Genomic DNA, 16,606 nt, shown 5'->3' with positions numbered 1-16,606 from the left:
GGGTAAAAACAACTAAAAATGGCGTAAAAGTTGCTATCTTGGGTTGTTAACAATTGTTAGTTATTCGTCACTGTGGTTAATTTTCTTAGGACGAAAATCATAAAACATTAGAATTAAGAGAAAAAACGGGCATGCTTGGAAAAGTTTGTTTTTGAGGTGTTTAAGGCATTTTTTGACATTAGTATAACATAAATTTAATGTTAGAAAAATTTAAAATTTAATTTTTTAATCCGATTTTTTTCTGAATATTCGATGTTCCGTAGCGGGCTGTAACTAAGTTTTGTTGTAGGTTACTAATCAGTGTTTTATTAAAATATATATGGAAAAAACTTGTACTAGCGTTTGGAATAGCTGCCTTCAGATCATTAAAGATAACATCCCGGCTCAGAGTTTTAAAACTTGGTTTGAGCCGATAAAAGCTTTAAGGGTTGACGGTAGTGTTTTGACGATACAAGTACCAAGTTTATTTTTTTACGAATGGTTAGAAGAACATTATGTAGGGTTGCTGCGTAAAACCATTAAGAAGCAACTTGGTGACGAAGGCCGGTTAGAATACAATATTGTTGTAGAACAATCGTCTTCAAGTAAACCATATACTACTAACATGCCTTCTAACGGTAATGGTGCCGAAGCGAAAAATCAATCAATGCCAATCCCCATCTCTATCAATAAGGACATCAAAAATCCGTTTGTAATACCGGGGCTTAAAAAGCTGCACGTAGATCCGCAGCTTAATCAAAATTATACGTTCGAAAACTTTGTTGAAGGAGATTGTAACCGTTTGGCACGTTCTGCCGGTTATGCCGTTGCTGCCAAACCGGGTGGTACCTCTTTTAACCCTTTAATGATATACGGCGGTGTTGGTTTGGGTAAAACCCACCTGGCACAAGCCATTGGTAACGAAATTAAACGTACCCTGCCAGATAAGCTAGTACTATATGTATCGTGCGAGAAATTTACACAGCAATTTGTTGACGCCTTAAAGCACAACAACATTAATGACTTTGTGAATTTTTACCAGGCCATTGATGTGTTAATTATGGATGATGTGCACAATTTTGCCGGTAAAGAAAAAACACAGGATTTCTTCTTCCACATTTTTAACCACCTGCATCAATCGGGCAGGCAGCTAATTATCACATCAGATAAAGCGCCAAAGGATCTGGCTGGTTTAGAAGAGCGTTTGTTATCACGTTTTAAATGGGGCCTTTCTGCAGATTTGCAAATACCTGATCTGGAAACCCGTATGGCGATCCTTAAAAACAAGATCTATCAGGATGGTATTGAACTATCTAATGATGTGATCGAGTACGTAGCTCATAACATCGATAATAACGTACGTGAGCTGGAAGGTGCCATGGTATCTTTATTAGCACAATCAACCCTTAACCGTAAGGAGATTGATCTGGCTTTGGCTAAGCAAATGCTGAAGAACTTCGTTAAAAACTCGACCAAGGAAATTTCGATGGAATACATCCAGAGCCTGGTTTGCGAGTACTTTGAAGTGCCTATCGAAATGCTGAAGTCACAAACCCGTAAGCGCGAAATTGTGCAAGCTCGTCAAATATCGATGTACCTGGCCAAAGCGCATACCAAAAGCTCACTTAAAACTATTGGAAACTTCTTCGGAGGCCGCGATCACTCCACCGTGATCTATGCCTGCCAAACGGTAGAAGACCTGATTGATACTGACAAAAAGTTTAAAGGCTACGTAGCCGACATTCAGAAAAAATTAAAAATGTCTTAATTATTTTAAGATTCAAAACGGAAAAGCCTTGCATTTGCAGGGCTTTTCCGTTTAAATGTATTCTGTGTCATTGCAATGACAAGTTAGGATAAGGATGAGACAAAGAATTAAAATATTAGTTCTAAACTAATCTGTTCAATAAACAGCTTTCCTTTATCTGAAGACTTTTGTATATACCTATTATCCTTTAACAGATAATGCCATAAGTCTTTAGTTTCAGGATCAATAATGTATTCGGGAACCAGATTCTGGCGGTATAATTCAAGCTTCCTTTCCTGATCGTGGATTTTATTGGTTGATAGTATTTCGATAATCAGGTCGGGCGCGCCGTATATTCCTTGGTTTTGGATAATGCTTTCACGTTCTTTTTTGATGAACAGAATGTCTGGTTGCACCACGTTCTGTTCATCATTTAAATAAACATCGCATGGAGCTACAAAAACTTTTCCTGATATGTTTTCTTTAGAAAATACTTGAATTTGTGAAGCCAAGTTTAGTAGTAGCTCCTAATGTGTTGTTGTAGGCGAAGGCGACACATAAATAGTATTGTCAATAACTTCACAGGTAGTCTCATCAGGCAGCATTTCAAATACTTCCTTGGCAGTACGTGGTATGTTAAGTATATCTTTCATAACAACTCTAATAATATGAATAATAAAACTGCTTCAAAAAGGTTTTATTGCTTACTTCAACTCACCCAGCTTCACCAAAGCATAAAACAATGCCGTGCAATGCAGGGCCTGCGGAATCTTATTACCCAACAGCAGTTGTTTTACTTCTTCAATAGTATACTCTTCTATAATGATCTCTTCGTGCTCATCTAATGATTGCCCGCTTACTTTTTTACCGCCTGTTGCCAGGTAGGCATAGGTTATATTATTAGCAGTTGCGGGGTTGGCGAATACAGAGCCCAATAGTTCTATCTTGTCAAACTCGTAGCCGGTTTCTTCCAGTAGTTCGCGTTTGGCGGCGTGCTCGGGTGTTTCGTCGCCATCAATTACACCACCGGGAATTTCGAGTGAAACAATGCCACCCGAATGGCGGTATTGGCGTACCATAATTACTTTATTATCTGCTGTTATGGCTACGGCGTTTACCCAGTTTGGGTATTCGAGCACAAAGTAATCTTCAACAATGCGGCCATCGGGCATCTCGCATTTATCCTGTCTAAGTGTGGCCCATGGGCCTTTATGTATATAGGTGGATGATAGTTTTTTCCAGGTAAGGTCTCTCATTAAATAAATATATGTAGTAGTGTACGCAAATGTGTAAATAAAAAATAAAAGGTGCCCGTTAAATCACAGGCACCTTTTGATAAATATAATGGATTTCGTCTCGTCTCTTGATTCTCGGTTCTTGACTCTAAAATAACTACCAGCTGCCACTGCTGCCGCCGCCGCCAAAACTACCGCCGCCAAAACCACCGAAGCCGCCTCCGCCTCCGGAGCCACCGCCACCACCAGAGAAACCTCCCCAATCGCTGCCACTGCGGCCGCTGTTGCCGAGCATGCTGCCGGCCAGAAACCACCAGAATGGGTTAGCGCCACCTCGGCGACCAATAATTTGGCCACCGCCACCGCCGCCACGGTTTTTAAATACCAGTACCAATATCACAATTACAATAATGATAATAAAGCCGGCACTGCCGCCGCCGTTATCCTTGCTTTTCTTTTTAGGGTCGGCTTTGTACTCGCCTTTGGTGTATTTAATAATATGGTCGGTCGCCAGGTCTAGGCCGCCATAATAGTCGCCTTGTTTAAAGTGCGGCTTAATATCTTCCTGAATAATTTTGTTGGTAATAGCATCTGGCAAAGCGCCTTCGGCGCCGTAACCGGTTTGTATCGTAACCTTATGATCGTTCATGGCTACTAATACCAAAATACCGTTGTTTTTTCCTTTGGTGCCAATACCCCAGTTACGGCCAAGCTTGGTGCCGTACTCGTTAATATCATATTCGCCTACCGATTTCATGATTACCACGGCTACCTGGGTAGATGTAGAATCATCAAATTCAACCAGCTTACGTTCTAGCAGTTGCCGCTCGCTGTCGTTAAGGGTGTTGGTATAATCGGTAACGAGGGTGTTTGATTTAGGTGGAAACTGTTGCGACCAGGCCAGGCTGCAGGTTAAGGCCAGGCTAAAAACAAGTAATAATTTCTTAAACATTATAATAGGGGTTAGTTACCATCCATAAATGCGATGTCGTCGGGAAGTTCATTTTTATCATCCAGCTGATGCGGGAAATATTTTTGCAGCTGTAAGCCGGCCAGGTTCAGGCCAACAACAATACCTTCTACCATGTTGCCTTGCTTAAATTCATTCAGCATGGCATGCTTGGTTTCGTCCCAAAATTCGGGAGTAACAACAGAATTTATGCCGCTATCGCCAATAACGGCAAACTTACGGTCAACCGTTGCCAGGTAAATCAGTACGCCGTTACGCAGCCTGGTTTTTTCCATATCCAGCTGGTAAAAATATTTGGCGGCACGGTCCAGCACTTCATCGCTGCAAGTTTTTTCTACACATACCCTTATCTCGCCGGATGTGTTTTTCTCGGCAGCCTCAATCGCTTTGCGGATCTGCTGTTGCTCTTCGTCGTTAAATAGGGCCATAGGGTATCATTATTTAAGGATTTGTAGATGTGAATTAAGGACGAAAAGAAATGTTTCTTTCGTCCTTAATCTTTTATCAAAAATTAAAATGCCACTTTCGGTGCAGCTTGCGAGGCCGCATCTGCCTGGAAGTATCCTTTGGGTGTAAAGCCAAACATTTTGGCAGTAAGGTTAGCCGGGAATACGCGGATTGCGCTGTTGTAGCCTTGTACAGAAGTATTGAAATCCATACGTGCAACGCTGATGCGGTTTTCTGTACCTTCTAACTGTGCCTGCAGGGCGGTAAAGTTTTCGTTAGCCTTTAGGTTAGGATAGTTTTCTGATGCTACCAGTAAACGGCCTAAAGCGGTACTTAACTGGCCTTGTGCCTGTTGATATTTCTGTATGGTTTCCGGAGTTAACTTGGTAGGGTCAACCTGTATAGAGGTGGCTTTGGCGCGGGCCTCGGTAACTGCGGTTAGTGTGCTTTTTTCGAAATTGGCAACACCTTTAACAGTAGCAACCAGGTTAGGGATCAAATCGGCACGGCGCTGATACTGGCTTTGTACAGTACCCCACTTAGCTTTGGTATCTTCATCCATTTTAACAATACTATTGTAGCTGCAAGAGCTTAGTGACATTACTGCTACCAGTGCAAATATTGCTGTGAATAATCTTTTCATTTTTTTAACTGTTTTTTATTTGAGTTGAATATATTGAATTAGATACAAATAACATACCGTTGTTACATTTAGTAAATGTAATGACAACTTGGCAATATATGTCGGGGTAACTTACGGCTAAGTTTTTATATTTGGTGCACAACTCATCTACATGAAAAAAAAACTGCTTTTTATGGCATTGCTGCTGGGCAATATAGCCGCAAATGCACAAACTGTTAAAAACGAGAATCTGATACAGTATGTAAAGCCTATTATTGGCACCCAGCGTATGGGGCATACCTATCCGGGTGCTACAGTGCCTTTTGGTATGGTGCAGTTAAGCCCCGAAACTGATACAGCAAGTTACGTGCTAGATGGTAAATATAACCCCGATGTATATAAATATTGCGCCGGGTACCAGTATGACGATAAAACCATTGTAGGCTTTAGCCATACACATTTCAGCGGTACAGGACACGCTGACTTGGGCGATATCCTGGTTATGCCCACAACCGGCAAGCTGCAATTGAATCCAGGCACAGCAGATAAGCCTTTAAGCGGTTACCGTTCGGCGTTTTCGCACCAAAACGAAGTGAGCGAAGCCAACTACTATAAAGTACAACTCGACGACCACCATATTACGGCCGAACTAACCACTACAACCCGTGTTGGTGTGCATCAGTATACCTTCCCAAAGGCAGATGATGCGCATATTATTGTGGACATGATGGCCAACCTGTATAACTATCCCGGTAAAAACGTGTGGACGTATTTAAGGGTGGTTAATGATAGTACGGTTGTCGGTTTCCGCGAAACCAGCGGATGGGCACGCACCCGTAAACAGTATTTTGCCATGTCGTTCTCTAAACCTTTCAATAGTCATGGTTTTAAAAGCTATGACGGCAAAAGTGTTTACCGTGGTTTTTGGGGTAAATTTAATGCTAATAAAAACTTCCCTGAGATGGCCGGTCGTGAAATTAAGGCATGGTTTGATTTTAAAACCGAAGAAGGAGAGAAGATCAAACTAAAAGTGGCCCTATCTCCGGTGAGTATGGATGGTGCCTTAGCCAACATGAAAGCCGAAGCACCGGGCTGGGACTTTAACCAGATTAAAGCAGCCGGGCAACAGCAATGGGAAACCGAACTGCATAAAATTGTGATCCAATCGCCAAGTGTAGCTGAGAAACAGAATTTTTATACGGCCATGTATCATGCAATGATCAACCCAACTATTTATATGGATGTGGATGGCAATTATAAAGGCTTGGATCAGAATGTACACCAGGCAAAAGGCTTTACCAATTATACCACCTTCTCGCTGTGGGATACTTACCGTGCATTGCACCCGCTGTTCAATATCATTGACCCGAAACGGAATACAGATATGATTAATTCCATGTTGATGCATTACGACCAAAGCCCGGAGCACATGTTGCCCGTATGGTCAAATTCGGGTAATGAGAATTGGTGCATGAGCGGCTATCACAGCGTTGCCGTAATTGCCGATGCCATTGTAAAAGGTAATGTTGATTTTGATGTTAATAAAGCGCTTGATGCCTGTGTAGCCACCGCCCGCCACCGCGATTATGAAGGTATTGGCGAGTATATGGATAAAGGATATATCCCCGATGAAAGAAGCGGGGTTTCTGTTTCGTCAACCCTTGAGTATGCGTATGACGATTGGGCTATTGCGCAGTTAGCTAAAAAGCTGAACCGTGATGATATTTACCAGGAGTTTATCAAGCGTTCGCAAAACTACAAGAACGTATACGATCCTAAAGTTGGTTTTATGCGCCCTAAACTGGCCGACGGTACCTTCCGCAAAAACTTTGATGCCTTGACAACCATAAACCAAGGCTTTATTGAAGGCAACTCATGGAACTATACCCTGTTTGCTCCGCAAGATCCAAAAGGATTGATCGAATTAATGGGTGGTAATAAAAGAGTGGTAAGATACCTCGACTCGCTATTCACGATGCAATTGCCGGATAAGTTTTTTGCCGAGACCGAAGATATTACCCGTGATGGTATTATAGGTAACTATGTGCACGGTAATGAGCCGAGCCACCACGTAGCCTATTTATATAACTGGACTGATAAACCCTGGAAAACGCAGGAGCGGATCCGTATGATCCTGAAAAAAATGTACGGAACAGCACCGGACGGTTTAGGTGGAAATGATGATACCGGCCAAATGAGTGCCTGGTACATTTTCAGCACTATTGGCTTTTACCCGGTAGCGCCAGGATCGGATGAATACTCGATAGGTAGCCCGGCTATTAACAATGCTGTTATTAAGCTCGATAATGGCAAAACGTTTACCATCAATGTGAAAAACCAAAGCGATAAAAACGTTTACATTCAAAAGATGACTTTAAACGGCCAACCGCTTACCGGCCTAACCATAAAACACAGCGACATTACTAATGGCGGCGAACTGGTGTTTTATATGGGTAGCAGTCATAAATAGTTTAGAAAATAAAGAATCTTTAACCCCTTATGGCAATAGTTATAAGGGGTTAATTACTTAAATGGACACGAGCGGCACGCTCGCGCCAGCACTGGGGGCGTCCTCGAATTGGTTCGTTTTTTATTAAGTAGATGTCATGATTTGGAAAAGTGAATTTGAAAAATACGAGTGTAATAAAGATTGGAAATCTGCAATTGACTTTATGCAGGAAAATAGCAATGCTGGTTTTACAGATGCTGAAATCTATATAAGGATTATCTATTTATTACACATAGTACTTTTAGAGGAAGATCTTCAGATAGGTGAACTTGAAATAGTAGAGACTTCACTAAAGGCATATTATAACAAATCATATCAGATATTTGGTGAAGACTCCGAATACTTGTTTTTTATTGGCAAAATTCTTTTTATAGCTGAATGGTATTTCGGACTTAATGATGATTTAAAACCTATGGAGGAAAGAAAGGCTTTCAAAATGCAAAAGAAGGCCGTAGATAAGGACCCTGGGAATAACTTATTTGAATGGGCCGTTCATTTTTCACTTGGTCATGAAAAGGCTGGACGTTTAGCCAAACAGATAATTGATCATGATAATATTAAAGTCGAATGGCTTAAATCGAAAGGTTATCCAGGTGAATATATCTCACAGGCATTATTGCAAAGTAAGGATATCTTTGAGAAAATGTCTTAAATTAATAATACAACAACAAAGCCCGATGCTACCGCAAGCGTCCCGCTTGTGGTATTATAGTAAATACTTTTCTACGAACCACAAGCGGGACGCTTGCGGTAGCGGGGAATCAAATGGAGAAAAAAATGAAGAATAAGAATTTAAAGATCTTTTTGTGCTTATATTTTTTGTCGATGGAATTTTGCTGTACGACTGAAAGAAAGAGAGATTTTTTTCAACACATGAACTCTTCATACATTGATATGAAGATCAATGACAATATTTATTTCGTAAAATCTTTCGGTCTTTCAGATAGCTCATATTTGATTCATTGGAATAGGTATTGGAAGATCAAATCAGGTAACGCCTTTTTTTATTTATCAGGATTTATCAGGGAAAAAAAAAGTACCATTCTCTTTATACCAGAGGCTTATAGGAATAATCTGTTTAATATTTCTGAGTTTAAGTTGTTTGATTTCAATGCAAAAGCAAACGATTCGTGGAAAATAATTTACGACAAAGACAATGAAAAATCGATTAGAGGTGATTCAATTACTTTCATTGGAAAGAAAGTGATAAAAAATGATACACTATACAGATTTTCTATGGTTAAATTTTCATTTAACTCTGAAAAACACAAAAATAATTATGCGGGAAATACATTGTTCTTGGAAGTAAGTAAACAAAACGGAATTGTTAAAATAACAAAGTATGATCTTTTACAAAGAATAGATTGTCAGGCAATACTTTATCCCAAAGAAAGGTTCGTTAATAATATAAATCCAAATTCATTAGAATTATAAATGTGTCTATTAAAAAGGGAAAGACGATTTTCAATATTATTTCTCCCAGTGCTGGCGCGAGCGCGCTCGTGTCCATTTAAGAAAGCTACTTGTGCTAACCGGCAATTAATTCGAAATAATATCACAATCAATTAGCCTGATAAGCCTCCAACTGCAAAACTTTCTTTTTCAAAATACCACGGGCACGGTGCAGGGTAGTGCGCGATAATAGTTCTGTAATACCCAGCATGGTGCCTATTTCCTGGTGGCTATAGCCTTCAATAGCATACAGGTTAAATACAGAACGGTAATTGCCGGGTAACTGCTGAATAATGTTCATCAGTTCCTGCGCTTCCATTTTATTATTCTGATTGGTTGAATAGCAGGGCACGCTGTTTTCAGAAATTTCTTCGCTCAACAGCATTGGTTTTAGTTTGCGATAACGGGATATAGCGGTATGTGTCATTATCCTGCGGATCCATCCTTCTAGGCTGCCTTCGCCTCTATAGTTTTGCAGATTTTTAAAGATCTTGATAAAGCCTTCCTGTAAAACATCTTGTGCTTCATCGCGGTCGGTGGTGTAGCGCATGCATACGGCAAGCATTTTGGGAGCTAACACTTTATATAATAATTCTTGTTGTTTACGGTCGTTAACTTTGCAACCTTCCCAAATTCTTAGTAAACTATTTTCTGCGATCATGACTTGTTCGTTTGATGTATACCCTATGCCAATTATGGCACCAACTGTATAAGTTATTGATATACAGTTGTTTTATTTTGATATGACAATCCAAACCGTACGTTACCGTACAGTAAGCGTACATGCCCGAACACTTTCTGTGTCCAATAAATATGATTTTGCTTAGCTTTGCATCATCCGGGATAAAAACCCGGCAATAGCATTATGATTAAAGAAACCGAGATCGTTTGTTCGCCAGAACAACATGAAGATATAGAGGCACTAAAGCTGATTGCAGCAACGGCGTTAAAAACATCGGCACAACAAATCACCGGGATTAAAATATTAAAACGATCTATCGATGCGCGTGGCCGTAAGGTGGTTTACCGTATGCAGGTTCGTGCTTATATCAATGAGCCTGTGCCGCAGCAGCACCAGGTAGTTAATTATCCTAATGTTAAAAATGCCCGCCCGGTTATAATTATAGGTGCGGGCCCGGCCGGATTATTTGCTGCCCTGCAGTGTATAAAGCAAGGCATGAAACCCATTGTGCTGGAACGTGGTAAAGATGTAAAACAACGCCGCCGCGATTTAGCCAACATTAATAAACAAGGCCTGGTTAACCCCGACTCTAATTATTGCTTTGGCGAAGGTGGTGCAGGCACTTATTCGGACGGTAAACTCTACACCCGCTCGACCAAACGAGGTGACGTTAACGAAGTACTTAAAGTATTTACAGACCACGGCGCTACCGAAGATATTTTGGTAGATGCCCGCCCGCACATCGGCACAAACAAACTACCGCAAATCATCACCGCCATGCGCGAAACCATAGAGAATGCCGGTGGCGAAGTTAGGTTTGATGCAAAAGTGGTTAACCTGTTGGTAAACTTTGATAAAATAGAAGGTGTTGAATTATCATCGGGCGAAAAACTGGAAGCCAAAGCTGTGATCCTGGCAACAGGACACTCAGCTCGCGATGTGTTCGAGATGCTGCACCGTCAAAATATATTAATAGAAGCTAAAGCATTTGCATTGGGGGTCCGCATAGAACATCCGCAGGAAATTATAGACCAGGCGCAATATCATTGTGAAGTTAGAGGCGAGTACCTGCCGCCATCTTATTATAGTTTGGTAGAACAGGTGGATGACCGTGGTGTATTCTCATTCTGTATGTGCCCCGGCGGTATTATCGCGCCTTGCGCAACAGACCATAACGAGATTGTGGTTAACGGTTGGAGCCCATCCAAACGAAATAATCCCTTTGCTAATTCGGGTACAGTAGTCCAGGTTAATCTGGAAGATGTACCGGGCAGGAATGATGATCCTTTTAGATTGCTAAATTTCCAGCACCAGATAGAGCAATTAGCTTTTGTAGCCGGCGGTGGTAATTTGGTTGCCCCCGCGCAGCGGATGATCGATTTTGTGGAAGGCCGGGTTTCTGTAGATTTGCCCACAAACTCTTACCTGCCGGGCTGCAAAAGCGTAGACCTTAAAAATGTACTGCCCGACTGGATTCATCAGCGATTACAAAAAGCTTTGCCGGTTTTTGGTAAAAAAATGAAAGGCTACTATACTAACGAGGCCATATTGGTAGGGGTAGAGTCGCGCACCTCATCCCCGGTAAAAGTTCCGCGCGATAAGGAGACTTTGCAGCACCCGCAGGTTGCCGGTTTATTTCCATGCGGCGAGGGCGCGGGTTATGCCGGTGGCATTATTTCTGCTGCGATAGATGGGATTAACTGTGCCGATGCGGCATTTAAATTTTTAAACTAATGAGCACCACTGCCGAGCTTTTAGAAAAAAAACTGGATAATATATTATATGGCCAGCCCTGGTATGGTAAGCCTATTTATACAATTATTGAAAATGTAACCTTCGAAACTGCTTTCGAAAAGCCAAGCAGCGCCGCTCACAACATTGCAGAAATAGTACTCCACATGTTCAGTTGGACAGAAGAAGTGCTTGATCGTCTAAACGGTAAAACAGCGGGACTACCAGTAAGCGGCGACTGGCCTCCTCCGGGAAAGCCCGATGAAGAAACCTGGAAACTTTGGATCTCGGACCTGAAACTGGTTAACGTAAACCTGGTAAAAGCAATCCGTAACCTCCCTGCCGACCAATGGGACGAACCCATTAACGATGAGCGTGGCGGCGAACCCGTTACCACTCATGCGGAATTAGTTGATGGATTTATCCAGCATCAGGTTTATCACGCAGGGCAAATCGCTATCCTAACTAAAATCATTAACGGATAATGGAACGTGTCCAAAAATATTGGATAACCGTTGTATCTAAAGATCATGCGATGCGTGCTGTTGCCGGTGGCTTTATTCAAATTAATCACGGCAAGGAGGCCCCGCTTAAAAGAATGAGTCCCAATGATTATATCCTTATTTATTCGTCCAAACTCTCTATGGAAGGAGATGCAAAGCTTCAGGCATTTACAGCCATTGGGCAAGTGGTAGATCAGCATATTTATCAGCATGCCATGTCTGATAGTTTTATTCCTTTCAGAAGAAATATAAAATTCTATGACTGTGTTGAGGTACCGATAGCACCGCTTATCCCCAATCTCGATTTTATCACGAATAAGCAGTCCTGGGGATATCCATTCCGTTTTGGCTTTTTCGAAATTGAAAAAGCCGATTTCGAGCTGATTAGTTACCGGATGCTGGGTACAGATAATAGTACCAAAGTTTAGTCATCCAGTTCCTGGCAGCTAAAGCCTGCAGTTTGCAAAACAGATTCTACCTGTCGCGGCGATAGCTGATCGGCAATTACCCGAAGAATATTATCAGGATCATCCAGATCAAAATTCCATTTAATAACAGCCGGGATAGAAGTTAGTAAGGTTTTTACCTTACTAACTTGTTGTGCTTGCGTAACACTTGTTTTAAAAACTAAAATATCCATATCGTACTCTAATCAATATTAATTAAGCATTTGGGGTTGTTGTTTCGGTAGTCGTATTGTCGTCCCAGTTGTATCTTCCCCAACCGCGTCTGCCACCCGGGCCGCACATCCGGTTTTTCATTTGTTCTTTAAAACGTTCGCGCTCTTCGGGGCTCATAGTTTTTAACCTTTCTTCCATTCGCTTGCGCATCCAGGGCGAGCCACCACGGCCAAAACCGCCGCCACCTTTGCCACCAATGCCAAATAATATTTTGCTTAAAACAAATATGCCCATGGCCTGCCAAAAGGTAATTGCCCCTACGTGCAAAATATCGGGCAGTAAATGGTTCCATAATTGCATCACCACCAAACTAATGAGCGATAAAAATGCTGCTATGGAAAGCGGGATAAATATGAACCGTTGTGGTCCTTCATAAAATACTTTTCTCATTTTTTTAATTTTTAATATTTTGTAATGTCTTCATACAATTGTTTCAACCGCTTACGTAAGTGTAAAACTGCATAGCGCTTGCGCGATACCAGGGTTTGTACAGGTACACCGGTCAACTCTGCCATTTCCTGAAATGGTATATCATCCAGTTCATTCCATACAAAAGCCTGTTTTTGCTCTTCGGGTAGTTCATCCAGTGCCACAAATAACTGCTCCCAAAAAAGGTTGCGCACATATTCTGTCTCTGGCGTATTGGCTTCTGTTAATAATATAGCCCGGTAGTCTGCATCTTCGTCGCTGTCGTCATCGCTAATAAACAAATCGTCCAATAATGATTCAGATCGCTTTTTGTGCTTGTCTGTAATTTTATTCCGCGCTACCTTATATAGCCATGCACCTGTTTGTGTTATCGGCTCGGCATTAACCACCGCACTAAACTGGTACCATACATCCTGCAGAATGTCTTCGGCGTCCGCATCGTTCTTCACCCGCCTGCGGATAAAAGCCAGCAAACTATTACCATACGCTTTGATGGTATTAAGTGTATGGCTGTTTTTATCTTCCGGCATCAGGGCTGTTGTAACCAATTGTAATCTCGTTTAATAGAGAAGACGATTGGGGTTTGATAACATTTTAAATAAATTGAAATTATTTTTGATAGCCTAAATTAAGCCTTTTCTGTTACATGGTTTTACACCTTGTAGACAAGCTATTCATCGTCCGGCGCGATATTTGAGTGTATTAATATTATGGCCGATAAAAAAACATTAGTATTAGGGGCAACACCCGACCCAAGCCGTTATGCTTACCTGGCATCTAACCGTTTGGTACGCACCGGACACACTATAGTTAACGTAGGCATTAAACCCGGCGAAGCCGCCGGCGTAGAAATAGAAAAGCCAGAAACAATTCATAACGATATAGATACCATCACACTATATATTGGCCCGCAAAACCAACCTGCATTATACGATTACATACTGGCCACCAATCCCAAACGGATCATCTTTAACCCCGGCACCGAAAACGGAGAGTTACGCCGAATGGCAAGGGAGAAAGGGATTGAAACATTGTCGGCTTGTACGTTGGTAATGTTGAGTACGGGAGAGTATTAATCGAAATTTACAGAATCTAAGAATTATCAAAATTTTGTGCTAGTTATTCAGACTAAGGAACTCATATATTAGTGTGGTCAATTCGAATAACTTATGCGGAAAATCTTCTTTTGCTTATTGCTCTATTTTACTGCCAGCACGTCTTCTAACGACTATGCTCAATTTATAAATTTAAAGCCAATTACATTTATAGAATATGAAAAGACGAGTATGGATAAGTTCTTTAACCATGCTGTAAAATCTAGGAATAAACAAATAATGGTTTGGGCAAAAGTTAAAGGTAAGCCTATTGCTATTAAAGTAAATAATGGAAAATGGCCTGATAATATTGAGTACAGTTATAATCTAATAACTGATACGGTAAATCATACTACCTTGGTGCTGGCAAGCCCGTATAGCGAAAGTGGCGACTGGGATATCGATTACCTCTATTATTTTGATGCCAATGGCAAACTATTTTCTTTCGAAAGAAGAACTGGTTTCTTCAATAGCGAATGCACCACTGATGACGATGCTGCACATGAAACTATAACCTATTATTATAATTCACAATTTAAGCAAATCAGAAAGTTTTATAGGCTTCAGGACAGTAAAGGAAGAAACCTTATAAAGAGTAAGTGCATTTTAAATTATGATTTTACCGATTATAAGATTTACAAAACTTTAAATGATTGTTTAAAAGGGAACCATATTAATATTCAATAAACTTTCCCTCCAGAGGAGAGAGCTGGGGCGAGGCTTCTTATCTTGTTTCCTGTTTCTTGTCTCTTGCTTCTAAAGTAGACATGATGCGGAGCTCTTTCGGATAGTAATTATTAATCCTATTCGGCAATAATTTTGCCCAGCCTAAAGCCTTTCCTTTAAAAGTCATCAAACTCCATCCTTTTTGGTTGATCTCTATATCGATATTGTCCCGGCGTAAATAAGCGATAGCTTGGTCTTCCGTCAACTCTGTTTCCTGAAATTCTTCTTTATTAATGATAAGGCTTAAAGCAAGTTCATGGTCGGGGATCAGATCTCGGCCGGCCAGCTTACCAATCCGCACGCCCGATTTTTTAATATACAGTTTGTCCTGCAAGGCCAGCATACTATCGCGGTGTATATCGGCTATTACCAGCCAATCTTCTGCCACTTTAAAAAAGTGATATTTCTCGCTCTCGTTTACATATGGCCTTAACGGGTCAATTTCTTTGAAGTTCAATTTCTGGAACTTGTTTTTATGGGTTGATGCTCTTGGTGTTTCCTCTCGTTTAATAAGGCATGATGCAAACAAACCTTCACCCTTTACTTTATCCGGATAAAAGCGGTAACCCCAGGCTTTGTTTTTGGTAGATTGAGTTTCTACAATCCCCCAATCGCTATCTATATTAATACGTACGCTTTCCATGCCAAAGGTTTCGCAAAGCCAGTCGAGTATATTTTCATTTTCTTCTGCCGAATAAGAACAGGTACTATATATAAGGTATCCGTTTTCTTTTAATGCCGGGTATACATCTGCAAGTATGCGCTCCTGCCGTTGGTGGCAAAGTTTAACATTCCCTTCAGACCATTCGTCCATCGCCGCCGGGTCTTTACGAAACATGCCCGAACCCGAGCATGGCGCATCAACCAGTATCACGTCAAAAAAACCGGGCAGGCGCGCAAAATCTTTAGCATCGTTATTAGTAACAATGGTATTGGTATTTCCCCAGCGTGTTAAATTATCGGTAAGTACCGGTACGCGGGTTTTGATAATTTCATTGGCCACCAAAAGGTCGTCTTCCTGCATGGTCGATGCCAGTAATGTGCTTTTTCCTCCAGGTGCAGCACACAGATCCAGAATTTTAAAGGCTTCTTCTTCGGCAGTTTCCCTTATTTGACGAACGATTGTATCTATAAACATAGACGAAGCCTCCTGCACATAATAACTACCCGCATGGAATAATGGGTCGAAAGTAAATGACGGCCGCTCTGCCAGGTAGTAAGCACCCTTGCACCAGGGTACAGGTTGTGCATTAATAAATGCTGTTTTTTTATTCGGGTTGATGCGAACTGAAGTAGGCGCGGGAGCTAATTCATGCGCTTTTACAAAGTTTTCGCGATCAAAACCGGGCGCATGTGCCAGGTCATCCAAAAAATTTTCGGGGAAATGCAGGTTATCCATATACATTTCAAAGATACTAATTACTGTGGATGGCAGGTTGCGAGGATTGACTATGAAATTAATGCAGTTTCATAGCTGCTAATTAACAGGCACTTACAGCCGTTTACAAAAAAATAGAAAATTTGTTTGGGCAAAATCCATAAAACAATGTACATTTGAAGCCCGCAATTGATATAGTGGGGCGTTCATTGAAGAAGTAAAGAGAGAAAAAGAGTTTGAGAAAAGTTTAAATAAAACTTGTAGAAAACGATAAAGATTCTCATCTTTGCATCCGCTTCCGAAAGGGTGCGGCGTTCTTAGCAAGGCAGATGAAAAAGGGAGATTAGGTTGTCAGTAATGGCGGTGGAAAACCTGAAGAAAAGGCGGAATAAAAAACGTTTTGCCCATCTGAGAGGCTTCAA

The 16,606-nt window shown here is 41.2% G+C and carries 19 protein-coding genes and 1 pseudogene; 10 read left to right on the top strand and 10 right to left on the bottom strand.

Features of this window, described 5'->3' with window-relative positions; all coding sequences use genetic code 11:
* Positions 1-319: 319 nt before the first annotated feature.
* Positions 320-1,747, top strand: a complete 1,428-nt coding sequence (gene dnaA, locus RG47T_RS18155; protein WP_074490877.1) for a chromosomal replication initiator protein DnaA — start codon at positions 320-322, stop codon at positions 1,745-1,747.
* A gap of 107 nt (positions 1,748-1,854) precedes the next feature.
* Here dnaA and RG47T_RS18150 read toward each other — a convergent pair whose 3' ends face one another.
* The 5 genes from RG47T_RS18150 to RG47T_RS18130 form a co-directional block, all read right to left on the bottom strand.
* On the bottom strand, positions 1,855-2,238 hold the full coding sequence (locus RG47T_RS18150; RefSeq protein WP_074490876.1) for a Uma2 family endonuclease: 384 nt from the start codon (positions 2,236-2,238) through the stop codon (positions 1,855-1,857).
* A 192-nt stretch (positions 2,239-2,430) separates the two neighbouring features.
* Positions 2,431-2,982 (bottom strand): NUDIX hydrolase, encoded by a 552-nt coding sequence (locus RG47T_RS18145; protein WP_074490875.1) that lies wholly within the window; start codon positions 2,980-2,982, stop codon positions 2,431-2,433.
* A gap of 136 nt (positions 2,983-3,118) precedes the next feature.
* On the bottom strand, positions 3,119-3,913 hold the full coding sequence (locus RG47T_RS18140; protein WP_074490874.1) for a TPM domain-containing protein: 795 nt from the start codon (positions 3,911-3,913) through the stop codon (positions 3,119-3,121).
* Positions 3,914-3,924: 11 nt separating this feature from the next.
* Positions 3,925-4,359, bottom strand: a complete 435-nt coding sequence (locus RG47T_RS18135; RefSeq protein ID WP_074490873.1) for a TPM domain-containing protein — start codon at positions 4,357-4,359, stop codon at positions 3,925-3,927.
* Positions 4,360-4,442: 83 nt separating this feature from the next.
* A complete protein-coding gene (locus tag RG47T_RS18130) occupies positions 4,443-5,021 on the bottom strand; it encodes a LemA family protein (RefSeq protein ID WP_074490872.1) in 579 nt (192 codons plus the stop codon).
* 151 nt (positions 5,022-5,172) lie between these two features.
* Between RG47T_RS18130 and RG47T_RS18125 the strand changes: the two genes are divergently transcribed.
* The 3 genes from RG47T_RS18125 (at position 5,173) to RG47T_RS18115 (ending at position 8,943) form a co-directional block, all read left to right on the top strand.
* Positions 5,173-7,470, top strand: a complete 2,298-nt coding sequence (locus tag RG47T_RS18125) for a GH92 family glycosyl hydrolase (protein WP_074490871.1) — start codon at positions 5,173-5,175, stop codon at positions 7,468-7,470.
* A 136-nt stretch (positions 7,471-7,606) separates the two neighbouring features.
* Entirely contained in the window at positions 7,607-8,161 is a 555-nt protein-coding gene (locus RG47T_RS18120; protein WP_074490870.1) for a hypothetical protein, read from the top strand.
* Positions 8,162-8,403: 242 nt separating this feature from the next.
* Positions 8,404-8,943, top strand: coding sequence for a hypothetical protein (locus RG47T_RS18115; protein ID WP_139235738.1), 540 nt, complete (start codon positions 8,404-8,406; stop codon positions 8,941-8,943).
* A gap of 127 nt (positions 8,944-9,070) precedes the next feature.
* Here RG47T_RS18115 and RG47T_RS18110 read toward each other — a convergent pair whose 3' ends face one another.
* Positions 9,071-9,622, bottom strand: a complete 552-nt coding sequence (locus RG47T_RS18110) for an RNA polymerase sigma factor (protein ID WP_074490868.1) — start codon at positions 9,620-9,622, stop codon at positions 9,071-9,073.
* A gap of 204 nt (positions 9,623-9,826) precedes the next feature.
* Between RG47T_RS18110 and RG47T_RS27175 the strand changes: the two are divergent.
* The 4 genes and pseudogenes from RG47T_RS27175 to RG47T_RS18095 form a co-directional block, all read left to right on the top strand.
* Positions 9,827-10,597, top strand: a pseudogene (locus RG47T_RS27175) (NAD(P)/FAD-dependent oxidoreductase); the annotation flags it as partial.
* Between the two features lie 39 nt (positions 10,598-10,636).
* Positions 10,637-11,377, top strand: coding sequence for an NAD(P)/FAD-dependent oxidoreductase (locus RG47T_RS27170; RefSeq protein WP_394365252.1), 741 nt, complete (start codon positions 10,637-10,639; stop codon positions 11,375-11,377).
* Complete coding sequence (locus RG47T_RS18100) at positions 11,377-11,859, top strand: DinB family protein (protein WP_074490866.1); 483 nt, start codon at positions 11,377-11,379, stop codon at positions 11,857-11,859. The genes RG47T_RS27170 and RG47T_RS18100 overlap by 1 nt, the downstream gene beginning before the upstream one ends.
* Positions 11,859-12,305: an EVE domain-containing protein gene (locus tag RG47T_RS18095; protein WP_171972562.1), complete on the top strand. Its 447-nt coding sequence runs from the start codon at positions 11,859-11,861 to the stop codon at positions 12,303-12,305. Before RG47T_RS18100 ends, RG47T_RS18095 begins: the two co-directional genes overlap by 1 nt.
* On the opposite strand, the gene RG47T_RS18090 is transcribed toward RG47T_RS18095, so the two are convergent.
* From RG47T_RS18090 to RG47T_RS18080, 3 genes are read right to left on the bottom strand one after another with little or no spacing between them, the layout of a single operon-like run.
* Positions 12,302-12,517, bottom strand: coding sequence for a hypothetical protein (locus RG47T_RS18090; RefSeq protein ID WP_074490864.1), 216 nt, complete (start codon positions 12,515-12,517; stop codon positions 12,302-12,304). The genes RG47T_RS18095 and RG47T_RS18090 overlap by 4 nt on opposite strands.
* 22 nt (positions 12,518-12,539) lie before the next feature.
* On the bottom strand, positions 12,540-12,947 hold the full coding sequence (locus tag RG47T_RS18085; RefSeq protein WP_074490863.1) for a hypothetical protein: 408 nt from the start codon (positions 12,945-12,947) through the stop codon (positions 12,540-12,542).
* Positions 12,948-12,958: 11 nt separating this feature from the next.
* On the bottom strand, positions 12,959-13,534 hold the full coding sequence (locus RG47T_RS18080; RefSeq protein WP_245770860.1) for an RNA polymerase sigma factor: 576 nt from the start codon (positions 13,532-13,534) through the stop codon (positions 12,959-12,961).
* Between the two features lie 162 nt (positions 13,535-13,696).
* Here RG47T_RS18080 and RG47T_RS18075 point away from each other — a divergent pair, with 162 nt between their 5' ends.
* Together RG47T_RS18075 and RG47T_RS18070 are read left to right on the top strand one after the other, a co-directional pair.
* Positions 13,697-14,062 carry a CoA-binding protein gene (locus RG47T_RS18075; protein WP_074490861.1) on the top strand — a complete coding sequence of 122 codons (366 nt, stop codon included), beginning with the start codon at positions 13,697-13,699 and terminating at the stop codon, positions 14,060-14,062.
* A gap of 210 nt (positions 14,063-14,272) precedes the next feature.
* On the top strand, positions 14,273-14,767 hold the full coding sequence (locus RG47T_RS18070) for a hypothetical protein (protein WP_074490860.1): 495 nt from the start codon (positions 14,273-14,275) through the stop codon (positions 14,765-14,767).
* Between the two features lie 37 nt (positions 14,768-14,804).
* Here the strand turns inward: RG47T_RS18070 and RG47T_RS18065 are convergent, their stop codons facing one another.
* Positions 14,805-16,205 (bottom strand): methyltransferase RsmF C-terminal domain-like protein, encoded by a 1,401-nt coding sequence (locus tag RG47T_RS18065; protein ID WP_074490859.1) that lies wholly within the window; start codon positions 16,203-16,205, stop codon positions 14,805-14,807.
* Positions 16,206-16,606: the final 401 nt, after the last annotated feature.

The sequence above is a fragment of the Mucilaginibacter polytrichastri genome (assembly GCF_001911425.1).
Classification (GTDB): domain Bacteria; phylum Bacteroidota; class Bacteroidia; order Sphingobacteriales; family Sphingobacteriaceae; genus Mucilaginibacter; species Mucilaginibacter polytrichastri.
The sequence above is the reverse complement of the archived record's forward strand: the minus strand, read 5'-3'. Positions and strand labels throughout refer to the sequence as shown.

Coding starts and splice junctions, on each gene's coding strand:
- RG47T_RS18140 (WP_074490874.1), bottom strand. CDS start 3,913: ATGTTTAAGAAATTATTACTTGTTTTTAGCCTGGCCTTAACCTGCAGC.
- dnaA (WP_074490877.1), top strand. CDS start 320: ATGGAAAAAACTTGTACTAGCGTTTGGAATAGCTGCCTTCAGATCATT.
- RG47T_RS18120 (WP_074490870.1), top strand. CDS start 7,607: ATGATTTGGAAAAGTGAATTTGAAAAATACGAGTGTAATAAAGATTGG.
- RG47T_RS18065 (WP_074490859.1), bottom strand. CDS start 16,205: ATGGATAACCTGCATTTCCCCGAAAATTTTTTGGATGACCTGGCACAT.
- RG47T_RS18115 (WP_139235738.1), top strand. CDS start 8,404: ATGAAGATCAATGACAATATTTATTTCGTAAAATCTTTCGGTCTTTCA.
- RG47T_RS18125 (WP_074490871.1), top strand. CDS start 5,173: ATGAAAAAAAAACTGCTTTTTATGGCATTGCTGCTGGGCAATATAGCC.
- RG47T_RS18070 (WP_074490860.1), top strand. CDS start 14,273: ATGGATAAGTTCTTTAACCATGCTGTAAAATCTAGGAATAAACAAATA.
- RG47T_RS18110 (WP_074490868.1), bottom strand. CDS start 9,622: ATGATCGCAGAAAATAGTTTACTAAGAATTTGGGAAGGTTGCAAAGTT.
- RG47T_RS18145 (WP_074490875.1), bottom strand. CDS start 2,982: ATGAGAGACCTTACCTGGAAAAAACTATCATCCACCTATATACATAAA.
- RG47T_RS18100 (WP_074490866.1), top strand. CDS start 11,377: ATGAGCACCACTGCCGAGCTTTTAGAAAAAAAACTGGATAATATATTA.
- RG47T_RS18130 (WP_074490872.1), bottom strand. CDS start 5,021: ATGAAAAGATTATTCACAGCAATATTTGCACTGGTAGCAGTAATGTCA.
- RG47T_RS18075 (WP_074490861.1), top strand. CDS start 13,697: ATGGCCGATAAAAAAACATTAGTATTAGGGGCAACACCCGACCCAAGC.
- RG47T_RS18135 (WP_074490873.1), bottom strand. CDS start 4,359: ATGGCCCTATTTAACGACGAAGAGCAACAGCAGATCCGCAAAGCGATT.
- RG47T_RS18085 (WP_074490863.1), bottom strand. CDS start 12,947: ATGAGAAAAGTATTTTATGAAGGACCACAACGGTTCATATTTATCCCG.
- RG47T_RS18095 (WP_171972562.1), top strand. CDS start 11,859: ATGGAACGTGTCCAAAAATATTGGATAACCGTTGTATCTAAAGATCAT.
- RG47T_RS18090 (WP_074490864.1), bottom strand. CDS start 12,517: ATGGATATTTTAGTTTTTAAAACAAGTGTTACGCAAGCACAACAAGTT.